This is a genomic window from Bradyrhizobium sp. CCBAU 45394, assembly GCF_028128655.1.
GTDB classification, from domain to species: Bacteria; Pseudomonadota; Alphaproteobacteria; order Rhizobiales; family Xanthobacteraceae; genus Bradyrhizobium; species Bradyrhizobium diazoefficiens.
Window position 1 is genome coordinate 39,165 of the sequence record NZ_LBIX01000175.1, and the last position, 19,011, is coordinate 58,175.

The window sequence follows — 19,011 nt, forward strand, 5'->3', positions numbered from 1 at the left end:
CCCGATCGCGACCGGAGTCGATCAGTCGGCAAAGCCGAACAGCTTTGCCGGATTGTGCACCAGGATCTTTTCCAGCTCCGCCTGGTCCGCCGCGTAGCGGTACATCAGCTCGAGCAGGTCGGCATCGTTGGGCGGCTGCTTGACGGAGACCGGATGCGGCCAGTCGCTGGCCCAGACGCAGCGGTCGCTTGCTGCCTCGATATAGGCGCGCGCGATCGGGATCACGTCGTCGTAGGGCGGGCCGGCCTTCGAGGTCTTCTCGCCGAGCGACAGCATCACCCAGAAATTGCCCTTCTTGAGCAGCTCCAGCATCTTGCGCAGGTTCGGATCGTCCTTGCCGGCTTGCGGATCGGGGCGCGCCATGTGGTCGATCAGCACGGGAACGTCGAGATTCTCGTACTTCGCGACGCTGGAGACGATGCCGTCCTTCTCTGGCTGGATCTTGACGTACCAGCCGAGCTCGCGGATGCGGGCGATGGCGCGGGCGAAATCGGCATCCGACAGCACGGCGCCGAGCTCCTGGCGGAAGCTGAAGCGCGCGCCGCGGACGCCGGCGTCATGCAGCTTTGCGAGATAGGAATCGTTCGCCTCGGCAAACACCAGTGCGTTGGCGCAGCCGCGGTAGTTCGGACCCATCGCCGCGAGGCCGTCGAGCACGACGGCATGATCTGCGCCATAGGTCGTGGTCTGCACGATGATGCCGCGCTCGATGCCGAGCGTCTTGTGCATACGCAACGCCGCTTCCCAGGTCGCGGTCGGCATCCGATAGGCCGCGCCGGGGCGCTCCGGATATTTCTCGATGGGCCCCAGCACGTGGAACTGGCTGTCGATGGTCCTCAGTGGCGGCGCCTTGACCGGGCGGCGCGGGTTGGGGTCGAACGGCAGATAAGTCGGCATGCGCAAATCTCCTTCAGTCGATCACGGCGGTGAAGTCGCACTGCACCAGCGCGCCGCCGTCCATGTTGTCCATCGGCAGCGCGTGGCGCGCCGGGCGCGAATGCTCGTCCGGAAACATCTTCAGCCACTCGACATTGACGGGCCCGCGCTGCGAGCGGTCCTTCAGCCACACCGTCATCTTGATGATGTCGTCGGTGGTGCCGCCGGCGGCCTCCACCGTCGCCTTCATGTGCGCGAACATGTTGGCGCATTGCGCGTCGAGACTCACGGGCATCGCGCCGGCCGCATCGCGGCCAAGGATGACGCCCGACATCACGAGATTGCCGATGCGGCAAGCGTTCGGAATCGGATTGGCGTGCTTGAAGCCGCCGATGTGGATGCTCTTGCGCCGTGTCATGGTGCGCTCCCTCTTGTGTGTTGGTTCAGACGAACTGGCACGACACCGAGCCGAACGCGCCGTAGTCGGCGTGGAACGTGTCGCCGCGGCGGATGTCCACCGGCCGCGTGAACGATCCCGCCAGCACCACCTCGCAGGCCCTGAGATATTCGTCATGCGGCGCGAGCCGGTTGGCGAGCCAGGCGATGCCGTTGGCGGGATGATTGAGCACGCCGGCGGCAAGCCCGGTCTCCTCGACCTCGCCGTTGCGGAACAGCAGCGCGCCGATCCAGCGCAGATCCGCATCCATCGGGCGGAACGGTCGGCCGCCGAGCACCAGCGCGGCGTTCGCGGCGTTGTCCGAGATAGTGTCCATGACCTTTCGCGTCTTGCCCGTTTCAGGGTCGACGCGGTGCATCCGCGTCTCCAGAATCTCCAGCGCCGGCGTCACGTAGTCGGTGGCGTTGAGCACGTCGAAGATGGTGCAGTCGGGCCCGCGCAGCGGCGCCTTCAGCACGAAGGCGAGCTCGACCTCGATTCGTGGCGCGTGAAAGCGATCGAACGGGATAGGCGTGGCGTCGGCATAGAACATGTCGGCGAACAGCACGCCGTAGTCGGGCTCGGAGATGCCGACCGCGTTCTGCATCGCCTTCGAGGTCAGGCCGATCTTGTGGCCCTTGATGACGCGGCCGCGCCCGAGCTGGAGTTTCGTCCAGGCGCGCTGGATGGCGTAGGCGTCCTCGATCGTGAGGCCGGGATATTCTTTCGAGAACATCGGGATCAGCGCCTTGGTGCGCTCGGCCTCGTCCAGGCGCGCGGCAAGGCGTTCGATCGTGGCGGCATCCAGCATGGTCTATTGCTCCGCAGCCACGGTGTTGCGCAGCACGCCGATGCGGCTCGACTCGACCTCGACGACGTCGCCGACTTTCAGCCAGCGCGGCGGATCGAAGCGCGCGCCCGCCCCGGTCGGCGTACCCGTCACGATCATGTCGCCGGGCTTCAGGGTGGCGAAGGTGGAGAGATAGGAGATCAGGAAGTCGAACGGGAACATCAGCCGCTCGGTGGTGTCCTGCTGCCGCACCTCGCCGTTGACGCGCGTGGTGATGTCATGAGGCCCGCGCGGGTCGAGCTCGTCCGCCGTGACGATCCACGGGCCGATGCTGCCGGAGCGGTCGAAATTCTTGCCTTGCGTGACGTTGAACTTGCCGTGGCGCAGCCAGTCGCGGATCGTGCCTTCGTTGCACAGCGTCATGCCGAAGATGTGCGACCACGCCTTCTCGCGCGGGATGTGGCGGCCTTCCTGCCCGATCACGATCACGAGCTCGCCTTCATAGTCGAGCTGATCCGAGACTTTGGGCTTCTCCAGCGGCTGGCCGGAGCCTGTCATCGACGACATGCTGCGCACGAACAGGCTCGGATATTTGGGCAGGTCCGAATTGTCTTTATATTCGGCGTTGCGCTCGGCGTAGTTGACGCCGATGCACCAGAGCTTTTCGGGCGCCAGCACCGGCGGCAGCAGGACGAGATCATCGAGCGCGTAGTCCGGTTGCTGATCGGCGATCACTTCCTGCGCGTCCGCCAGCGCATTGGCCGCGATCAGCGCCTTCACGTCGGAGAAGTCGCGGCCGATCCGCCGGGTCAGATCGACCACGCCGCCCGCGACGGCCGCGCCGTAGCGCGCCTCGCCGTCCGAGAGATAGCTCAGGAGTCGCATTGTGGTTTTCTCCAATGGTCTTGGGCACAAGGGCCGCGATGGGCCGCGCGCTCAGTCGGTCGATTTGGGAGTTTGAAAGACGGTGTTCAGCGTCACGATCTCGCCGAGGCGGGCGTAGCGCGGCCCGCCGATGCGCGCGATCGGATCGAGCGCCCGGGTCTCGACCTTGCCGTTTTCCACGAGGCCGTCGCGAATGTGGAACATCACGACCTCGCCGACGATCAGCCGGCTGCGCGCGTCGCCGAATTCGAGGCACTGCCGGAAGCGGCACTCCATCGCGACAGGTGCGGCCGCGAGCCGCGGCACCTTGATGCGCTCGCAGCTAAGCGTCTCCAGGCCAAGCTCCGCGACCTCGCTGACTTCAGGCGGGTGCTCGATCGAGCTGTCGTGCACCGCAGACATCAGCGGGGTATCGGCGATGTGGATGACGTATTCCTCGGTGTCGAGGATGTTGTGCGCGGTGTCCTTGTAGTCCGCGCCCTTGCGGCCGACGCTGATGGCGAGCATCGGCGGCTTCTGCGAGACGAAGGTGAAGGCGCTGAAGGGCGCGAGGTTGAGCACCCCGGAGCGCGACAGGCTCGTCACCCAGGCGATCGGGCGCGGCACCACGATGCCGGTCATCAGCCGGTAGATGCGCTCCGCGCCGAGCTCGGTGGGATCGATCCGCATCACTCAGTCCGCCTTGATGTTGGCCTTGCGCACGACCGGAATCCACTTGGCGTCCTCGCGCTCGAGATAGGCCCTGAACTCGTCCGGCGTCATCGCGACGGCTTCCCCGCCCAGCTTTTCGAACTTGTCCACCACACCCGGGTCTTTCAGGATCGCAACCAGCGTCTCGTGCAGCTTGTCGACAACAGGCGCCGGCGTGCCCGCGGGCGCGAACAGGCCGGTGAAAGTCTGGCCGTCGAAATCCTTGTAGCCGAGCTCGGTGAAGGTCGGGACATCAGGCAGCGACTTCAGGCGGTGCGGGCTGGTGACCGCGAGCGCGCGGAACAGGCCGGCCTTGATGTGCTGGAGGCTGACCGTGAGCTGGTCGAACGCGAACTGCACCTGGCCGCCGAGCAGATCGTTGATGGCCGGCGCGTTGCCGCGGTAGTGCGCGGTGACCCATTGCAGGTCGAGATTCGACTGCATCAATTCGCTGAGCAGATGATTGGTGGTGCCGGGGCCGGGCGAGGCCATCGTCAGCTTACCGGGCTCGCGCTTGGCGAGGTCGATGAATTCCTTGAAATTGTTGGCCTGGACGGAGGGATGCACCTCGAGCACCAGCGGCGTCATCGAGATGGTCGAGATCGGCAGGAAATCCTTCTTCCAGCTATAGGCATCGCGCTTGTTGATCTCGGTCGCGAACAACACCGGGCCGTTGGCGCCGACGAACAGCGTATAGCCGTCGGGCGCCGATTTCGCGAAAGCCTCGCCCGCGATCATGCCGCCGGCGCCGGCCTTGTTCTCGATGATGAAGGGCTGGCCGAGCTTTTCCTGGAGCTTGTCGGCGACGATGCGCGCGGCGCTGTCGACATTGCCGCCGGCCGGATAGGGCACGATCAGCTTGACGCTGCGCGCCGGCCATTGCTGGGCCGATGCGGGCCCCGCCAGCATCGTCGTGACAGCGGCTATGGCAATCGCGATTAATCTCATGTTAACCTCCCGGCGGCGCTTCCAATTCACTTCGAACGCCTTGACGTTGCGCACGGCGCTCGATCGCCGCGCAATCTCCAGATGCGCGCTTTACCTGTCGAGTGAATTGTGGCGTTCTTGTCCATATTATGGACAAGAGACCTTCTCCGAAAGCCACGCGCAGCGCGCTGGAACCTCGACAGGGCGCGCAGGCGATCCGGCGCGCGCTCGCGGTGCTGCGCATTCTTGCCGCAGGCCGCGAGGACGGCGTGCCGCTGGCCGAGGTCGTGCGGGCGACCGGCCTTACCCGTCCGACCGTGCATCGCATCGTCCACGTGCTGATCGAGGAAGGCATCGTCGAGCGGCACGATCGCACCGGCCGCTACGCGATCGGCAACCAGGTGCCCGAGCTGGCGCTGGCACGGCCGCGGCCGTCAAGCCTGCTGGTCGCGGCAAATCCGTCGCTGCGGCGCGCCTCCGCCGAGATCGGCGACACGCTGTTCCTGACGGTGCGGACCGGCAACGACACGCTGTGCGTCGATCGCAGGATCGGCGTCTATCCGATCCAGGTGCTGTCGATCGAGGTCGGCGCGCGCCGGCCGCTCGGCGTCTCCAGCGCCGGAGTTGCCATCCTCGCCGCGATGCCGGCGCAGGACGCGCGAAAAATCGTCGCAGCCAACGAGAAGCGGTTCGAGGCCTACCAGACCGACGTCGCAGCCGTGATGAGCCAGGTCATCGTCGCGCGGAAGCGAGGCTACAACATGAGAGAGATCGGCCTGGTGCAGGGCACCAAGTCGATCTCGACCTGGATCAAGACCCCGGACGGACAGCCCACTGCTGCGATGACCGTCTCCGCCGTTCGGACGAGGCTCGGCCCGCGCCGCGAGCAGGAGGTCGCGGAGATCCTGCTGCGGGAGGCGCGGATCATCGAGCAGGCGATCCGGGGCAATGTTGGCTAACTGAAGGCGGCGCCGTTCGCCTCTCCCCGCTTGCGGGGAGAAGCTGGATTGCATCGAAGATGCAATCCGGGTGAGGGGGACTCTCCGCGAGTCCGACTGTCACCGTGATCTCGGATGGAGCCCCTCACCCCAACCCTCTCCCCGTAAGAACGGGGCGAGGGAGCCCACCGGCGATGCGGACAGAGCTCGCCTCAATCATGTCACCGCTGTGCGCCATCCCACGGCGCTGTCAATGGGCTGACTTGGCACGCCGTTTTGTGGCACAAGGGCCGCCATCGCCGACCGAGCAACGAGGCCACGCATGCCCGCGCCAAAACCGCCTGCCTTCGAGACCCTGAGCCTGCATGCGGGCCAGCATCCGGATCCCGCGACCGGCGCCCGCGCGGTGCCGATCTACCAGACCACGTCCTACGTGTTCCAGGATTCCGATCACGCCGCCGCGCTGTTCAACCTGGAGCGCGCCGGCCACATCTACACGCGCATCTCCAATCCGACCACCGGCGTGCTGGAGGAGCGGCTCGCCGCGCTCGAAGGCGGCGTCGGCGCGATCTGCACGGCGAGCGGCATGGCCGCGCTGCATCTGGCCATCGCGACGCTGCTCAACGCCGGCGACCACATCGTGGCGTCGAGCTCGCTCTATGGCGGCACCATCAACCTTTTGGCGCATACGCTGCCGCGCTTCGGCATCACCACGACATTTGTGAAGCCGCGCGATCTCGATGCGTTCCGCAGCGCCATCAAGCCGAACACCAAGCTCGTGATCGGCGAGACCATCGGCAATCCCGGGCTCGAGGTGCTCGACATCCCGAAGGTCGCGGCGATCGCGCATGAGGCAAAAATTCCGCTGCTGATCGACAACACCTTTGCGACGCCCTATCTCAGCCGGCCGATCGAGCTTGGCGCCGACATCGTGATGCACTCGGCGACCAAATGGATCGGCGGCCACGGCATCGCGATCGGCGGCGCCATCATCGACGGTGGCCGCTTTGACTGGCGCGGCTCCGGCAAGTTCGGCGTGCTGACCGAGCCCTATGGCGGCTATCACGGCATCGTCTTCGACGAGCAGTTCGGCACCGCGGCGTTCATCATGCGCGCGCGCACCGAGGGCCTGCGCGATTTCGGCGCCTGCCTCTCGCCGACCAACGCGTTCCAGCTCCTGCAGGGCGTGGAGACGCTGGGCGTCCGCATGGACCGGCATATGCAGAACACGCATCTGGTGCTGGAGGCGCTGAAGTCCAACAAGGCGGTGGACTGGGTCCTGCATCCCTCGCTTGAAGACCACACGGACTACCAGCTTGCAAAGCAGCTGCTGCCGCGCGGCGCCGGCTCGATCGTCTCCTTCGGCATCAAGGGCGGCCGCCCCGCCGGCCGCAAGTTCATCGAGTCATTGCGCATGATCAGCCATCTCGCCAATGTCGGCGACGCCAAGACGCTGGTGATTCACCCCGCCTCGACCACGCATCAGCAGATGGACGCCGAGCAGCTCAAGGCCGCCGGCATCGGCGAGGAGCTGGTGCGGCTGTCGGTCGGCATCGAGACCGCCTCCGACATCATCGACGACCTCAATCAAGCACTGCGCATCTCGCAAAAGGTCTGACACCATGAAGCTTTCCGTCAACGGGGCCGAGGTATTTGTCGCGACCGGCGGCCGCGAATTCGACAAGTCCCTGCCCGCGGTGGTCTTCATCCACGGCGCCGGCTTCGACCATTCGACCTGGGCGCTGCATACGCGCTGGTTCGCCCATCACGGGTTTTCCGTGCTGGCACCGGACCTTCCCGGTCACGGCCGCTCGGCCGGCCCCTCGCTCTCGAGCATCGCCGAGATGGCCGACTGGACGGCGGCGCTGCTCGATGCGGCAGGAGCTGCGAAGGCGCATCTGATCGGGCACTCCATGGGATCGCTGATCTCGCTGGAGACCGCGGCACGTCACCCCGACAAGGTTTCCGCACTGAGCCTGATCGGCACCGCCGCGACCATGACGGTCGGCCCGGATCTCTTGAAGGCGGCCGAAGCCAACTCGCAGGACGCCAACGACATGGTGTCGATCTGGGGCCTCGGCTTCAACGCCGAGCTCGGCGGCAGCCTCGCGCCGGGCCTGTGGATGCATGGCGGCGCGCAGGCGGTGCTGAAGGCTTGCGAGCCGGGCGTGCTGTTCAGGGATCTGTCGGCCTGCAATGCTTACGCGAATGCGCTCACCGCCGCCGCGAGCGTCAAGGTGCCTGCGACGCTCATCCTCGGCGAGCGCGACATGATGACACCGGCGAAGGCGGGCAAGGCGCTCGCGGCCGCGATCCCGCATGCGAAGACCGTCGTGGTGCCGGGCGCCGGCCACATGATCATGGCCGAGCGCCCGGATGAGTTGCTGGCCGCGCTGAAAGGCTGAGCCCGGCTCAAGACCCCGGCGTCCATTTCCAGACGATGTCGGAGACATTGACCGGCTTCGGGATCAGGCCGAGCTTTGCGAAGCGGTCGGCAACCACCTGCTGGCTCTTGACCACCTCGGCATCGATCGGCACCACGCGATAATTGGAGCGGGCGACGAAGCGGCGGATCGCCTCGATGTCGACGCCGGTCGCCTCGGCCTGGGCCTTCGCCACGTCTTCGTGGTGCGAATCCGCCCATACGCCTTCGGACGCGAAGGCCGTGTTGAGCTTCGCAACGAGCGAGGGATACTTCTCCACGAAATCGGCGCCGGCGATGTAGAAGGCGTTCGGCTTGTGCACGTCCTTGTCGAAGGCGATGACGCGCGCATTCTCCTTCAGCTCGGCAAGCGCGAGATAGGGATCCCAGATCGACCAGGCGTCGACCGAGCCCTTCACGAAGGCCGCCGTCGCATCGGCCGGCGCGAGCGGCGCAGGCGTGATGTCGGACCAGGACAGGCCGGCCTTCTCGAGCGCCGCGACTAGCAGATTATGCGCGCTCGATCCCTTGCCGAAGGCGACGCGCTTGCCCCTGAGATCGGCCAGTGCGTGAATCGGCGAGTCCTTAGGCACGACGATCGCCTGGGTGTTGCCGTCCGATTTCACCGCGGCGACGTAGCGGATCTTTGCGCCGCCCGCCTGCGCGAAGATCGGCGGGGAGTCGCCGACATAGCCGAAATCGACGCTGCCGACATTGATCGCCTCCAGCAGCGGTGGACCGAACTGGAAGTCGATCCACTTGATCTCGATGCCGAGCGGCCTGAAGGCGTTTTCGAGCGTCTGGCGCTGGCGCACCGCCGGGAAGAAGCCGCCCTTCTGGGTGCCGATGCGGATTTCCGCCGGCTTGTCCTCCGCGTGCACGGGTGCAGCCAGGGCTGTCGCGAGCAGGAGTGTCGTTGCGAGTATGTGTCGTCGAGTAATCATATCGCGGTCCTTTCGGTGGGATCAGTTGGCGAAGAGTTGCGAATTCGCGCGCCGGCTCCGCTCGGAGAACACCGCACGTGCGGCCCGCTCGGCTTCGCGCGCCGAGCGGAACTGGCGGCCTTCGAGGCTGTCGAACAGGCGCTCGGAGGAAAAGAAGCGGAAGCCGCGCGCGTCTCGGGTGATGATGCCGGCGGCGCGGTCGTGGATTTCGATGATGTAGGCGTTGGACTGGGCTTCGAATTGGGCTTGGGACATGACTGCTCGCTCGCCGGATTTCTCGGCGTTCCTGGCTTAAGATTTGTGATGTGAGGTGCTGAGAGGGTCGCGGTCAGCAACAACAACAGGTGCCGGTCGCCGCCGAGAAACAGCGCCGCGTCATGCACGGGTGCATGTCGTCCGGATTACGCTGGTGATCGGTTCTCATGTTGCGGCTTCGGCTCGAGGAGCAGTTTCGATGCTGTAAATATCGAGCGATCGGCGCGATTGGTCAATGAAATGGCTATCCATATTTACGAGCGACACGTTCGGCCGCTTCTCCCGCCGCAAGCGCCCGCAGGCAGATTCATCTCGCGATGAGTTCAGCACTGGCGCCCTCTTCACCTCTCCCCGCTTGCGGGGAGAGGTCGGATCGCCCCCGGCGATGCGAAGCATCGTCCGGCGCGATCCGGGTGAGGGGGTACAGGTCCCCACAGCGATCTCACGTGCGGAGAGAGGCCCCTCACCCCGCCCTCTCCCCGCAAGAGCGGGGCGAGGGAGACGAGAGCGCGGACGCTACCACATCGTCGCTGCGGCACGCGCCGCCCAGCCGCGATCGTACTCCTCGCCGCCGACCTTGTTCTGGCTCATCTCGGCGAGGATCTGGCCGGGCGTCGGCAGCGTCTTCGGGTCGATGCGCTTGTCGGGGTTCCAGAGATCGGAGCGGACGATGGCGCGGGCGCACTGGAAGTAGATCTCGTCCACATTCATCACCATGACGCTGCGCGGCGCCTTGCCTTCGACCTTGAAGGACGCCAGCAACTCGGGATCGATCGACAGATGCGCGCGGCCATTGGCGCGGACCGCATTGCCGGAGCCGGGGACCAGGAACATCAGGGACACGCGCGGGTCGCGCACGATGTTGCGCAGGGAATCGACCCGGTTGTTGCCGCGACGATCCGGCAGCATCAGCGTCTTGGGGTCGTGAATGCGAACGAAGCCGGGCAGATCGCCGCGCGGCGAGCAGTCGATGCCCTCGGGCCCGATGGTGGCGAGCGCCGCGAACGGCGCCTTCTCGATGAAGACGCGATAGAGCGGCGTGACATGGTCGGCGACTTTCACGGTCGAGGCATCGTTGGTGGCGCCGTAGATGGCCTCTAGCTGTTCGACCGTTTCGATCACCGACATTCTTCCACTCTCCTTTGCGCCGGCGGTTACTCGCGCCAGCCTTCGTTCCTGATCACGCGCACGAGCTGGCGGCTGTGATAATCCGCGCTGCCGGCGTTGAGGATGGTGACATCGGCCTGCGCCGATGCGTCCTCGACGCTGCGGGACAGCCGTTCCGCGATATTGCCGTCGCTGTGCCGGGCGCGGGCGGCAAGCCGCTGCGCCAGCACGTCCGGCGGCGCCGTGATGGCGACCACGACGACATTGGCATAGGCCTGACGCAGCGCGGCAATCACGGTGCGCGAGACGTTGACGACGACGGCGCGGCCGGCGCGGATGTCGTCGTTGATTTCGAGCGGTAGCGCGTAGGAATGCCCATGCGCGTCCCAATGCACGGCGAAATCGCCGTGATCGATCCCGCGCCGGAATTCATCCGGGCTCATGGCAATGTTGTCCTCAGCCGCGGAGGACTCACGCGTCACGACGCGACGCGGAAAGACGACGTCGTGATCGTCGATGCAGGCCGCCTGCGCCAGCTGCAGCAAGGTGTCCTTGCCGGCGCCGCTGGGACCGACCACGAGCACGAGCCGGCCAGGGCCGATCGCACCCGCCTCGCCTTGCGCCATGGTCGCGGTCTCGCTCATGCGACCCGGCCTCCTTCGCGCCAGACGCTGCGGACGACGGGAACGCTGCCCGCGATGTGCACCCGGATCAGGTCGGCGCGCTTGCCGACCGCAATCTCACCGCGGTCGAAGAGACCAACCGCCTCGGCCGGCGCTTTCGTTACGGTTCGAACCGCCGCCGGAAGGCTGATCGCGGGCACATGTTCAGGCAATTGCAGCGCGGCCATCAGAAGGCTCGATGGAATGTAGTCCGACGAGAGAATGTCGAGCAGGCCCTCGCGGGCAAGATCGACCGCGGCGATATTGCCGGAGTGCGAGCCGCCGCGCACGACGTTGGGCGCGCCCATCAGGATGTCGATGCCGGCCTGATGCAGGCCGCGCGCGGCCTCGAGCGTGGTCGGGAATTCCGCCACCGAGACGCGATCGCGCACGGCGTCCGCGACATTCTCCTCGGTGGTGTCGTCATGGCTCGCCAGCGGAATGTTGTATTGATGCGCCAGCGCCACGATCTCGCGCATGTTGGTCGCCGCATAAGCCTTTTGATACTCGAAGCGCTTTGCGAACAGCTCGTCGAGCTGGGCATCGGTCTTGCCGCCGTTCTTGCCGCGGTAATAGTCGCGCAGCTTGCCCTCGTCGCGGAACTGGCGCTGGCCGGGCGTATGGTCCATCAGCGACATCAGCTTCACGTCGGGACGGTCGATCAGCTCCTTGGCCTCCTCGACCACGCTCGGCATCGGGATTTCGCAGCGCAGATGCAGGAAGTGGTCGGCGCGCAACAAATCAGCATCGCGCGCGGTCGTGATCGCGGCGGCGAGCACGCCGGCGCGGCCGTCGACTTCCTCAGCGCCGTCCTCACGCCAGACCCGGAGCGAGTCGAACACGGTCGTGATGCCCGAGGTCGCGAGCTGGCCGTCATAGGAGACGACGGCGGCGACCGGATTCCAGAACACCTTCGGCCGCGGTACGTAATGCGCTTCGAGGTGATCGGTGTGGAGCTCGATCAGTCCGGGCATGATGAGGTCGCCGCCAGCATCCTCAGCGCCCGCCGGCGCCCTGCCCTGGCCGATCTCGGCGATGCGCCCATCCGCAAGAGCCAGCCAGCCCTGCTCGATCACCCGGTCAGCCAGGACGATCCTGGCGTTGGCGATCACGGTGTCCTTCGGCTTGGCGTTCATTTCAATTTCCTTCAGGCGGCGGCGGCAAAGCTGGTAACGTCAACAATACGGTCGGCAATCAAATGGCGGATTTCGTCGTCATGGACAATGGCGACCATGGCGACGCCCTGGCGCTTTTTCTCGGCGATCAGCTCGACCACGACGGCGCGGTTGGCGGCATCGAGCGAGGCGGTCGGTTCGTCCAGCAACAGGATCGGCAGGTCGGAGATGAAGCCGCGCGCGATGTTGACGCGCTGCTGTTCACCGCCGGAGAAGGTCGCGGGCGGAAGCTGCCAGAGCCGCTCAGGGATGTTGAGGCGGTGCAGCAGGGTACCCGCCCTCTGCTGCGCCTCGGCTCGGGCCATGCCGTTCACGATCAGCGGCTCGGCGACGACGTCGATCGTGGCGACCCGTGGCACCGCGCGCAGGAACTGGCTGACATAGCCGATGGTCGCGCGGCGGACGTTGAGCACCTGCCGCGGCTCGGCGGTGGCCAGATCAATCAGCGCGCCGCGATGGCGGATGCCGATGCGGCCGGAATCGCAGCGGTAGTTGCCGAAGATCATCTTCAGGATCGACGACTTGCCGGCGCCGGACGGGCCCGACAGCACGACGCATTCGCCGGGGTCGACGTGGAAGGTCACGCCGCTGACGACAGGCAGCTCGATGCCGCCCTGCAGGTGCATCGTAAAAGTCTTCTTGGCATCAGTGACGTCGATCATGGCGGTCATCAGTGGGCTCATGGCGGCAGAATCGAGGAAACGAGGAGCTGAGTATAGGGCTCACGGGGATCGTCGAGCACCTGGTCGGTGAGACCGGTCTCGATCACGCGGCCGCCCTTCATCACCATCACGCGGTGCGACAATAGCCGCGCGACCGCAAGGTCGTGGGTGACGATGACGACGGCGAGGTTGAGCTCGGCAACGAGGCTGCGCAAGAGATCGAGCAGGCGCGCCTGCACGGACACATCAAGGCCGCCGGTGGGCTCGTCCATGAACACCAGCCGTGGCTCGGTGACGAGATTGCGGGCGATCTGGAGACGCTGGCGCATGCCGCCGGAATAGGTCCGCGGCGCGTCGTCGATTCGAGCCGTGTCGATCTCGACGCGGGTGAGCCAGTCGGACGCGGTGTCGCGGATGCGACCGTAGTGATTCCAGCCCACCGCCATCAGCCGCTCGCCGACATTGGCGCCGGCCGAGACCGCCATGCGCAGGCCCTGCGCGGGATCCTGGTGCACGAAGCCCCAGTCGGTGCGGAACAGGAAGCGCCGCTCGGCTTCGCCGAGCGTGGCGAGATCGCGGGTGACGCCGTCGCGCATCCGGTAGGTGACGTGCCCGCCGCTGGCCGCGAGCTGGCCCGACAGCAGTTGCAGCAGCGTCGACTTGCCCGAGCCGGATTCGCCGACGATCGCCAGCACCTCGCCGGAATAGAGCGAGAACGACACGTCGCGGCACGCGGCGATGCGGCCGTAGGACTTGCTGAGCGAATTCGCAACCAGCAGCGGCTCATCGTTGTCCAGCATGTCGTGATCAGCCATTAGATGTCTCCTGCGCCTTCTCCTTGTACGGCGCAGCGCTCGTGATGGCCGGCGGCCTGGCGGCCCTCGCAATAATCGGTGTCGGAGCAGACGAACATGCGGCCGCCCTTGTCGTCGGTGACGATCTCGTCGAGATAGGAGTTATCCGCGCCGCACAGCGCGCAAGGCGCGTTGAAGCGATACGGCTCAAAGGGGTGATCCTCGAAATCGAGCGACACAACTTGCGTATAGGGCGGGATCGCGTAGATGCGCTTCTCGCGGCCGGCGCCGAACAATTGCAGCGCCGGGCAATTGTCCATCTTGGGATTGTCGAATTTCGGCGTCGGCGACGGGTCCATCACATAGCGCGCGTTGACCTTGACCGGATAGGCGTAGGCGGTCGCGATGTGGCCGAAGCGGGCGATGTCCTCATAGAGCTTCACATGCATCAGGCCGTATTCGGCGAGCGCATGCATGCGCCGCGTCTCGGTCTCGCGTGGCTCGAGGAACCGCAGCGGTTCCGGGATCGGCACCTGATAGACCAGCACCTGGTTCTCGTTCAGCGCGGCCTCCGGGATGCGGTGACGGGTCTGGATCACGGTCGCCTCCTCCGTCGCCGTCGTGGTGGCGACGCCGGCGGTCTTGGCGAAGAATTTTCGGATCGAGATCGCGTTGGTGGTGTCGTCGGAACCCTGGTCGATCACCTTCAGCACGTCCTCAGGACCGAGGATCGCCGCCGTCACCTGCACGCCGCCGGTGCCCCAGCCATAGGGCATCGGCATTTCGCGACTGGCGAACGGCACCTGATAGCCTGGGATCGCGATCGCCTTCAGGATGGCGCGGCGGATCATTCGCTTGGTCTGTTCGTCGAGATAGGCGAAATTGTAGGCGGGCGCGTTCATTCCGCGGCCTCCTTCATGGCATCGGGCGCATTGGCCTCGGCAAACTCCTGACGCAGCTTGCGCAGCAGGCCGAGCTCGGACTGGAAGTCGACATAATGCGGCAGCTTCAGATGCTCGACGAAACCGGTCGCCTGGACATTGTCCGAATGCGACATCACGAATTCTTCATCCTGCGCCGGCGCGAGCGCCTCTTCGCCGAGCTCGCGGGCACGCAGCGCGCGATCGACCAGCGCCATCGACATGGTCTTGCGCTCGCTCTGGCCGAAGGCGAGGCCATAGCCGCGGGTGAAGCAGGGTGCTTCCGTGGCAGAACCCTTGAACTGGTTGACCATCTGGCACTCGGTGAGCTCGATCGAGCCGAGCGGCACGGCGAAGCCGACATCCTCGGCGGAGAATTCGACCTCGACCTCGCCGAAGCGGATCTCGCCGGCGAAGGGATGGTTGCGGCCGTAGCCGCGCTGGGTGGAATAGCCCATCGCCAGCAGGAAGCCTTCGTCGCCGCGCGCGAGATTTTGCAGGCGCAGGTCGCGGTCGGCCGGGAAGTTCAGCGGCTCGCGCGTGAGATCGCCGACGCTGGCGCCGGCCTCGGCCTGCGGCGAGGATTCGATCAGCCCATCGCGGCCCAGGATATCGGTCACGCGCGGCGTCGGCGCGGTCGAGGCTTCGGCCGTCGCCGGCGCGTCCGGCACAAATCCCTCCGCGAGCGAGGGATCGAGCAGGCGGTGCGTATAGTCGAAGGTCGGCCCGAGGATCTGGCCGCCGGGAATGTCCTTGAAGGTCGAGGACACCCGCCGCTGCACCCGCATGGCGCCGGTGTCGACCGGCTCACTCGCGCCGAAGCGCGGCAGGGTGGCGCGGAAGGCGCGAACCAGGAAAATCGCCTCGATCAGATCGCCGCGCGCCTGCTTGATCGCGAGCGCTGCGAGCTCACGGTCATAAAGCGAGCCTTCGCTCATGACGCGGTCCACGGCCAGACCAAGCTGCTCCGAGATCTGGTCGAGCGTGACTTCCGGCACGCTTTGATCGCCGCGCCGCGCATTGGCGAGCAGCCGATGGGCGTTCTCGATGGCGCGTTCGCCGCCTTTCACTGCGACATACATGCTATTCACTTCCCTTGTTCGCGACGCGCGTGGTGCGCGGGATCGCAACCACGGCATCATCGGCGACCAGCACCACGTCGATGCCGCGCGGAAACAGCGCCTCGTTGACGCGCAGCCGCTCGAACAAGTCGGCGGGCTTGATCGAGGCCCGGAGCGTCGCGACGCCATCGATGCCGGGGCCGCGCAGCTCGAAGCCCCGCCCCGCGTCAAGGCTATCGACCTGGAGGATCAACGTGGTCGACCGGTCCGGGTATTCGCTGGTGCCGAGCGCGAAGCGCTCGAGCGCCGGAAGCAAGGCGCCATCGCTGATCAGGGCAAAGCTCGCGATCGAGGAGTCCTGAATCACCGGCGCGCCGGTGTGGAACTTGAGCCATTTCACGACTTCCGAGCTTTCCGACATCCGCGCATCGAGCCAGAGCGGCGTGTCGTGATCGAACAGCGTCAGCGCGATCGCGGCGGCGCCGCGCATCATCGGCCCGGGTGTGCCCGCCATCGGCACGATGCGCTGGACCGAACCCGGCCGCGCCATCGCGTCCATGACCGAGCGAAAGGTCGATTGCGCCGACAGCACCTTGTCGGCGAACCCCGGCGGCAGTTCCGCAATCGTGGTCATGATCTCACCCCTCACCGCGCACCATGGTGTAGAAATCAACCTTCGTCGCGGCGGTCTCGGCCGCCGCCTGCTTGCGCCGGATCGTAAGCTGCTCGCGCAACGGTGCGATAACGTCCCGCTCGACCGATGCGGAAAAATCCCGCGACTGCACCAGCGCATCGCACAGAGCGATCAGCCGCGCCTTCTCACCGTCGCGTCCGAGCGTGTAGCCGAAGCCGACCTCGCCGCTCGCGAGCCGCACCGCGGCACGCGACACCGTGGCTTCGCCGAGGTTGAACGGGGCGCCGTCGCCGCCGACCCGGCCGCGCAGCATGACGAGGCCGTTTTCCGGCGCGCGCAGATCCTGATGGGCCGGGAGGGCGAAAGCGCGGAGGCGAGCGGCGATCTCGCCCGCCTCCGCGTGCGCCAGCACGGCCATCGCGGCCTTGCGCTGGGCTTGCTGATTGTTGTGCCGCGTCACCCGATCCACCGAACTTGCCGAACTCAAGTTGTCTATGATAGTAGACAACTTCATACGGAAGCGCCATGACTGTTTCGTGACAAGCGTGTGATTTTCGGGCTAGGCTGACCGGCGATATGAGCATGCAGGACACCGCCTCCACGGGCGTCGCGCTATGGCGCCTCGTTGCCGACGGCATCGAGCGCGGCATCGCCGACGGCCGCTTCGCCGCCGGCGACAAGCTGCCGGGCGAGATGGAGATCGCCGAGACCTATCGCGTGAATCGCCACACCGTGCGGCGGGCGCTGGCAGCCCTTGCCGAGCGCGGCCTGGTGCGCGCCGAACGTGGCAGCGGCACCTATGTCGAGGCGCAGCGCATCGCCTATCCGCTGCGCTCGCGCACGCGCTTCTCGGAGATCGTCGGTGCCGGCGGCCGTGAGCCGCGCGGGCAGTTGATCGAGGCGTCCGACGACGTCGCGACGCGCGAGCTGGCGCGCGAGCTGGGCCTGAAGGTCGGCGCCCCGCTGGTGCGGATCGAGGCGATACGCCTAGCCGACCGCACCCCGATCTGCGTCTCCACGACGTGGCTGTCGGCGGAGTTGTTTCCGGGCGCGGGCAGCGTGTTTGCGGCAACGCGCTCGATGACGAAACTGCTCGAACACTTCGGCGTCCGCGACTATCGCCGCGGCGCGACCCGGATCACCGCCGGCATCGTCGACGCGACCGACGCTGCACGGCTCGATCTGCCGCTGGGACGGCCGATCCTCGTGGTCGATGCCACCGACCACGGTCTCGACGGCAAGCCGCTGGTGACGAAGCATTCGCGCTTTGCCGCCGAGCGGGTGGAGTTTCTGGTGGAGAACGGCTGAGATGCAGCCCGCTCTTCCCCCCGCAAGAGGAGGAGGAAGAGCAGCGCCTGCTACTCCTGCATCATCTCGCCGCTGCCGCCGAACTCGGCGGGGAAATCCTTCAGCTTGGGCAGGCCGTCGCGCATCGGCAGCACCGTCTCGGCGTAGTTGACGTGGACGCCGGGCGTGAACGCCAGGGTGGGGATGGTGGCGGTGAAGACGTCGGTCAAACCGAGCGGCGGGTGATTGGTCATGAGATGGCCGCCGCACTTCCTGCAATATTTGCGCTGGCTGAGCGGCGTCTTGGCGAAGGTCTCGACGTGCTGCGCGCCCTCGGTGATGCGCACCGCGTCGGGCTTCCACAGGCTGAAGGCGTTCACCGGCCCGCCGGACCAGGACCGGCAGGAGCCGCAATGGCAATAGCCCATCGCCTCCGGCGCACCCGTGACCTCGACCGTAACCGCGCCGCAGAAGCAGTGTCCGACATGTTTCATTGGGTCGTCTCCGTTGATGAAGGTTGGAAATCCTCTCCCCGCTCCGGTTCACCGAGATCTCGGCGAAGGCGGATGCGGGGTCGCGACGAGCTTCGCTCGCGTTGGTAGCCTCGGAGTGAGGGGAATCACTCCGAGGGACGTTGAAGGCGAGAGTCCGGCAAGGTCCGATACGCGCCTCGGCGCCGCCGCGCGTCCTCCTTTCGGCGGACGCGCGTGCAGAGCGCGAAAACTAAACTGACCGGCGCCAGGGAATAAGCATCGACACGCGTTGTTTGTACTGCCGGTATTCGTCGCCGAAGAGATCAATGAGGTCGCGCTCCTCCAGCGCGATGCCGACGAAGATGTAGATCGTGGTCACGGCCGCAAACAGCAGATGTCCCGCGGTCATGACCGGAGCCGCCCAGAACGCGACGATGAAGCCGAGATAGATCGGATGACGGACAAACTTGTAGAGCAGCGGCGTCTTGAAACGCGGCGGCGTCGCTTCCTTGCCGACGAGATGGTTGGTCACCTGATGCAATCCGAACAATTCGAAATGGTTGATGATGAAGGTCGAGGTGAACACCAGCACCCAGCCTGCGAAGGACACCGTGACCAGCGTCACGGCGAGATCCGGGTCCTCGACCTCCCATATGACGGTCGGCAGCGGACGCCACTGCCAGAACAGGAGCAGCAATGACAGACTCGCGAACAACACATAGGTGCTGCGCTCGATCGGTTTGGAGACGAACTGCGTCCACCATGTCTTGAAGCGCTGGCGCGCCATCACGCTGTGCTGGACGGCGAACAGCGCCATCAGAAGCAGGTTGATGATGACGGCCTCAGCCGTCGACGTGTCGGTTCCGGTGTCGATGGTCTTCGGCACCACCAGCCCCATCACGAAGCCGATAGCGTAGAGAATGGTGACGAAAAACACGAGATACGCCGCAATTCCGTACAGAAAGGCGATGAACTTGAAAATGCGAGAGCCCGTAACCTCCGGGCCGATCGAATGAACCTGGTGATCAATTTGGGACATGGAAAGCTCCGTTGTGCCGAGGCATCGGCACTGT

Annotated in this window: 22 protein-coding genes and 1 pseudogene; 4 read left to right on the forward strand and 19 right to left on the reverse strand. The window is 66.0% G+C overall.

Translation table 11 applies throughout. From position 1 onward, the window contains the following. Positions 1-21: 21 nt before the first annotated feature. Genes WN73_RS35420 through WN73_RS35445 form a run of 6 tightly spaced genes read right to left on the reverse strand, consistent with a single transcriptional unit; the run spans position 22 to position 4,625 of the window. Complete coding sequence (locus WN73_RS35420) at positions 22-897, reverse strand: amidohydrolase family protein (RefSeq protein WP_271556844.1); 876 nt, start codon at positions 895-897, stop codon at positions 22-24. A gap of 13 nt (positions 898-910) precedes the next feature. Next, positions 911-1,294: a RidA family protein gene (locus WN73_RS35425; protein ID WP_011084059.1), complete on the reverse strand. Its 384-nt coding sequence runs from the start codon at positions 1,292-1,294 to the stop codon at positions 911-913. A 25-nt stretch (positions 1,295-1,319) separates the two neighbouring features. Further along, positions 1,320-2,123, reverse strand: coding sequence for a 2-oxo-hept-4-ene-1,7-dioate hydratase (gene hpaH, locus WN73_RS35430; RefSeq protein ID WP_271556847.1), 804 nt, complete (start codon positions 2,121-2,123; stop codon positions 1,320-1,322). 3 nt (positions 2,124-2,126) lie between these two features. Continuing rightward, on the reverse strand, positions 2,127-2,987 hold the full coding sequence (locus WN73_RS35435; protein WP_028173661.1) for a fumarylacetoacetate hydrolase family protein: 861 nt from the start codon (positions 2,985-2,987) through the stop codon (positions 2,127-2,129). 51 nt (positions 2,988-3,038) lie between these two features. Next, positions 3,039-3,656 (reverse strand): flavin reductase family protein, encoded by a 618-nt coding sequence (locus WN73_RS35440; protein ID WP_028173662.1) that lies wholly within the window; start codon positions 3,654-3,656, stop codon positions 3,039-3,041. Between the two features lie 3 nt (positions 3,657-3,659). Further along, positions 3,660-4,625: a Bug family tripartite tricarboxylate transporter substrate binding protein gene (locus WN73_RS35445; protein WP_271556850.1), complete on the reverse strand. Its 966-nt coding sequence runs from the start codon at positions 4,623-4,625 to the stop codon at positions 3,660-3,662. A 128-nt stretch (positions 4,626-4,753) separates the two neighbouring features. Between WN73_RS35445 and WN73_RS35450 the strand changes: the two genes are divergently transcribed. The 3 genes from WN73_RS35450 (at position 4,754) to WN73_RS35460 (ending at position 7,947) form a co-directional block, all read left to right on the forward strand. Beyond that, a complete protein-coding gene (locus WN73_RS35450; protein WP_271556852.1) occupies positions 4,754-5,563 on the forward strand; it encodes an IclR family transcriptional regulator in 810 nt (269 codons plus the stop codon). A 301-nt stretch (positions 5,564-5,864) separates the two neighbouring features. Beyond that, on the forward strand, positions 5,865-7,160 hold the full coding sequence (locus tag WN73_RS35455; protein WP_271556854.1) for an O-acetylhomoserine aminocarboxypropyltransferase: 1,296 nt from the start codon (positions 5,865-5,867) through the stop codon (positions 7,158-7,160). Positions 7,161-7,164: 4 nt separating this feature from the next. After that, positions 7,165-7,947 (forward strand): alpha/beta fold hydrolase, encoded by a 783-nt coding sequence (locus WN73_RS35460; RefSeq protein ID WP_060909332.1) that lies wholly within the window; start codon positions 7,165-7,167, stop codon positions 7,945-7,947. Between the two features lie 7 nt (positions 7,948-7,954). Here the strand turns inward: WN73_RS35460 and WN73_RS35465 are convergent, their stop codons facing one another. From WN73_RS35465 to phnG, 11 genes and pseudogenes are all read right to left on the reverse strand, one after another. Continuing rightward, on the reverse strand, positions 7,955-8,908 hold the full coding sequence (locus WN73_RS35465) for an aliphatic sulfonate ABC transporter substrate-binding protein (protein WP_271556857.1): 954 nt from the start codon (positions 8,906-8,908) through the stop codon (positions 7,955-7,957). Between the two features lie 21 nt (positions 8,909-8,929). Then, positions 8,930-9,163, reverse strand: coding sequence for a hypothetical protein (locus WN73_RS35470; RefSeq protein WP_161533116.1), 234 nt, complete (start codon positions 9,161-9,163; stop codon positions 8,930-8,932). Between the two features lie 516 nt (positions 9,164-9,679). Next, on the reverse strand, positions 9,680-10,291 hold the full coding sequence (locus WN73_RS35475) for a pyridoxamine 5'-phosphate oxidase family protein (RefSeq protein ID WP_028173667.1): 612 nt from the start codon (positions 10,289-10,291) through the stop codon (positions 9,680-9,682). 26 nt (positions 10,292-10,317) lie between these two features. Further along, complete coding sequence (gene phnN, locus WN73_RS35480; protein WP_271556861.1) at positions 10,318-10,914, reverse strand: phosphonate metabolism protein/1,5-bisphosphokinase (PRPP-forming) PhnN; 597 nt, start codon at positions 10,912-10,914, stop codon at positions 10,318-10,320. Beyond that, entirely contained in the window at positions 10,911-12,068 is a 1,158-nt protein-coding gene (locus WN73_RS35485) for an alpha-D-ribose 1-methylphosphonate 5-triphosphate diphosphatase (RefSeq protein ID WP_271556863.1), read from the reverse strand. The genes phnN and WN73_RS35485 overlap by 4 nt, the downstream gene beginning before the upstream one ends. Before the next feature lie 11 nt (positions 12,069-12,079). Beyond that, positions 12,080-12,778 (reverse strand): phosphonate C-P lyase system protein PhnL, encoded by a 699-nt coding sequence (gene phnL, locus WN73_RS35490; protein ID WP_271556878.1) that lies wholly within the window; start codon positions 12,776-12,778, stop codon positions 12,080-12,082. An 8-nt stretch (positions 12,779-12,786) separates the two neighbouring features. Then, positions 12,787-13,584: a phosphonate C-P lyase system protein PhnK gene (phnK, locus tag WN73_RS35495; RefSeq protein WP_011084043.1), complete on the reverse strand. Its 798-nt coding sequence runs from the start codon at positions 13,582-13,584 to the stop codon at positions 12,787-12,789. Then, positions 13,577-14,465: pseudogene (locus WN73_RS35500) on the reverse strand (alpha-D-ribose 1-methylphosphonate 5-phosphate C-P-lyase PhnJ). Before WN73_RS35500 ends, phnK begins: the two are co-directional and overlap by 8 nt. Then, entirely contained in the window at positions 14,462-15,565 is a 1,104-nt protein-coding gene (locus tag WN73_RS35505; protein WP_271556881.1) for a carbon-phosphorus lyase complex subunit PhnI, read from the reverse strand. The pseudogene WN73_RS35500 and the gene WN73_RS35505 overlap by 4 nt, the downstream one beginning before the upstream one ends. Before the next feature lies 1 nt (position 15,566). After that, complete coding sequence (gene phnH, locus WN73_RS35510) at positions 15,567-16,178, reverse strand: phosphonate C-P lyase system protein PhnH (RefSeq protein ID WP_038965300.1); 612 nt, start codon at positions 16,176-16,178, stop codon at positions 15,567-15,569. Positions 16,179-16,182: 4 nt separating this feature from the next. Beyond that, positions 16,183-16,647 carry a phosphonate C-P lyase system protein PhnG gene (phnG, locus tag WN73_RS35515; RefSeq protein WP_271556883.1) on the reverse strand — a complete coding sequence of 155 codons (465 nt, stop codon included), beginning with the start codon at positions 16,645-16,647 and terminating at the stop codon, positions 16,183-16,185. Positions 16,648-16,754: 107 nt separating this feature from the next. Between phnG and phnF the strand changes: the two genes are divergently transcribed. Continuing rightward, a complete protein-coding gene (gene phnF, locus WN73_RS35520; RefSeq protein WP_011084038.1) occupies positions 16,755-17,486 on the forward strand; it encodes a phosphonate metabolism transcriptional regulator PhnF in 732 nt (243 codons plus the stop codon). A gap of 50 nt (positions 17,487-17,536) precedes the next feature. Here the strand turns inward: phnF and WN73_RS35525 are convergent, their stop codons facing one another. Next, positions 17,537-17,959: a GFA family protein gene (locus WN73_RS35525; protein WP_028173675.1), complete on the reverse strand. Its 423-nt coding sequence runs from the start codon at positions 17,957-17,959 to the stop codon at positions 17,537-17,539. 229 nt (positions 17,960-18,188) lie between these two features. Then, positions 18,189-18,977 (reverse strand): methanethiol S-methyltransferase, encoded by a 789-nt coding sequence (gene mddA, locus WN73_RS35530; protein ID WP_028173676.1) that lies wholly within the window; start codon positions 18,975-18,977, stop codon positions 18,189-18,191. Positions 18,978-19,011 lie beyond the last annotated feature (34 nt).

What these genes read in the sequence shown, in the direction of transcription:
- phnH (WP_038965300.1), bottom strand. Translation starts at nt 16,178, where the DNA reads ATGACCACGATTGCGGAACTGCCGCCGGGGTTCGCCGACAAGGTGCTG.
- WN73_RS35460 (WP_060909332.1), top strand. Translation starts at nt 7,165, where the DNA reads ATGAAGCTTTCCGTCAACGGGGCCGAGGTATTTGTCGCGACCGGCGGC.
- WN73_RS35525 (WP_028173675.1), bottom strand. Translation starts at nt 17,959, where the DNA reads ATGAAACATGTCGGACACTGCTTCTGCGGCGCGGTTACGGTCGAGGTC.
- WN73_RS35450 (WP_271556852.1), top strand. Translation starts at nt 4,754, where the DNA reads ATGGACAAGAGACCTTCTCCGAAAGCCACGCGCAGCGCGCTGGAACCT.
- WN73_RS35420 (WP_271556844.1), bottom strand. Translation starts at nt 897, where the DNA reads ATGCCGACTTATCTGCCGTTCGACCCCAACCCGCGCCGCCCGGTCAAG.
- phnK (WP_011084043.1), bottom strand. Translation starts at nt 13,584, where the DNA reads ATGGCTGATCACGACATGCTGGACAACGATGAGCCGCTGCTGGTTGCG.
- mddA (WP_028173676.1), bottom strand. Translation starts at nt 18,977, where the DNA reads ATGTCCCAAATTGATCACCAGGTTCATTCGATCGGCCCGGAGGTTACG.
- WN73_RS35425 (WP_011084059.1), bottom strand. Translation starts at nt 1,294, where the DNA reads ATGACACGGCGCAAGAGCATCCACATCGGCGGCTTCAAGCACGCCAAT.
- WN73_RS35455 (WP_271556854.1), top strand. Translation starts at nt 5,865, where the DNA reads ATGCCCGCGCCAAAACCGCCTGCCTTCGAGACCCTGAGCCTGCATGCG.
- WN73_RS35445 (WP_271556850.1), bottom strand. Translation starts at nt 4,625, where the DNA reads ATGAGATTAATCGCGATTGCCATAGCCGCTGTCACGACGATGCTGGCG.
- WN73_RS35470 (WP_161533116.1), bottom strand. Translation starts at nt 9,163, where the DNA reads ATGTCCCAAGCCCAATTCGAAGCCCAGTCCAACGCCTACATCATCGAA.
- WN73_RS35440 (WP_028173662.1), bottom strand. Translation starts at nt 3,656, where the DNA reads ATGCGGATCGATCCCACCGAGCTCGGCGCGGAGCGCATCTACCGGCTG.
- phnF (WP_011084038.1), top strand. Translation starts at nt 16,755, where the DNA reads ATGAGCATGCAGGACACCGCCTCCACGGGCGTCGCGCTATGGCGCCTC.
- phnL (WP_271556878.1), bottom strand. Translation starts at nt 12,778, where the DNA reads ATGACCGCCATGATCGACGTCACTGATGCCAAGAAGACTTTTACGATG.
- WN73_RS35485 (WP_271556863.1), bottom strand. Translation starts at nt 12,068, where the DNA reads ATGAACGCCAAGCCGAAGGACACCGTGATCGCCAACGCCAGGATCGTC.
- WN73_RS35435 (WP_028173661.1), bottom strand. Translation starts at nt 2,987, where the DNA reads ATGCGACTCCTGAGCTATCTCTCGGACGGCGAGGCGCGCTACGGCGCG.
- phnN (WP_271556861.1), bottom strand. Translation starts at nt 10,914, where the DNA reads ATGAGCGAGACCGCGACCATGGCGCAAGGCGAGGCGGGTGCGATCGGC.
- WN73_RS35475 (WP_028173667.1), bottom strand. Translation starts at nt 10,291, where the DNA reads ATGTCGGTGATCGAAACGGTCGAACAGCTAGAGGCCATCTACGGCGCC.
- WN73_RS35505 (WP_271556881.1), bottom strand. Translation starts at nt 15,565, where the DNA reads ATGTATGTCGCAGTGAAAGGCGGCGAACGCGCCATCGAGAACGCCCAT.
- hpaH (WP_271556847.1), bottom strand. Translation starts at nt 2,123, where the DNA reads ATGCTGGATGCCGCCACGATCGAACGCCTTGCCGCGCGCCTGGACGAG.
- WN73_RS35465 (WP_271556857.1), bottom strand. Translation starts at nt 8,908, where the DNA reads ATGATTACTCGACGACACATACTCGCAACGACACTCCTGCTCGCGACA.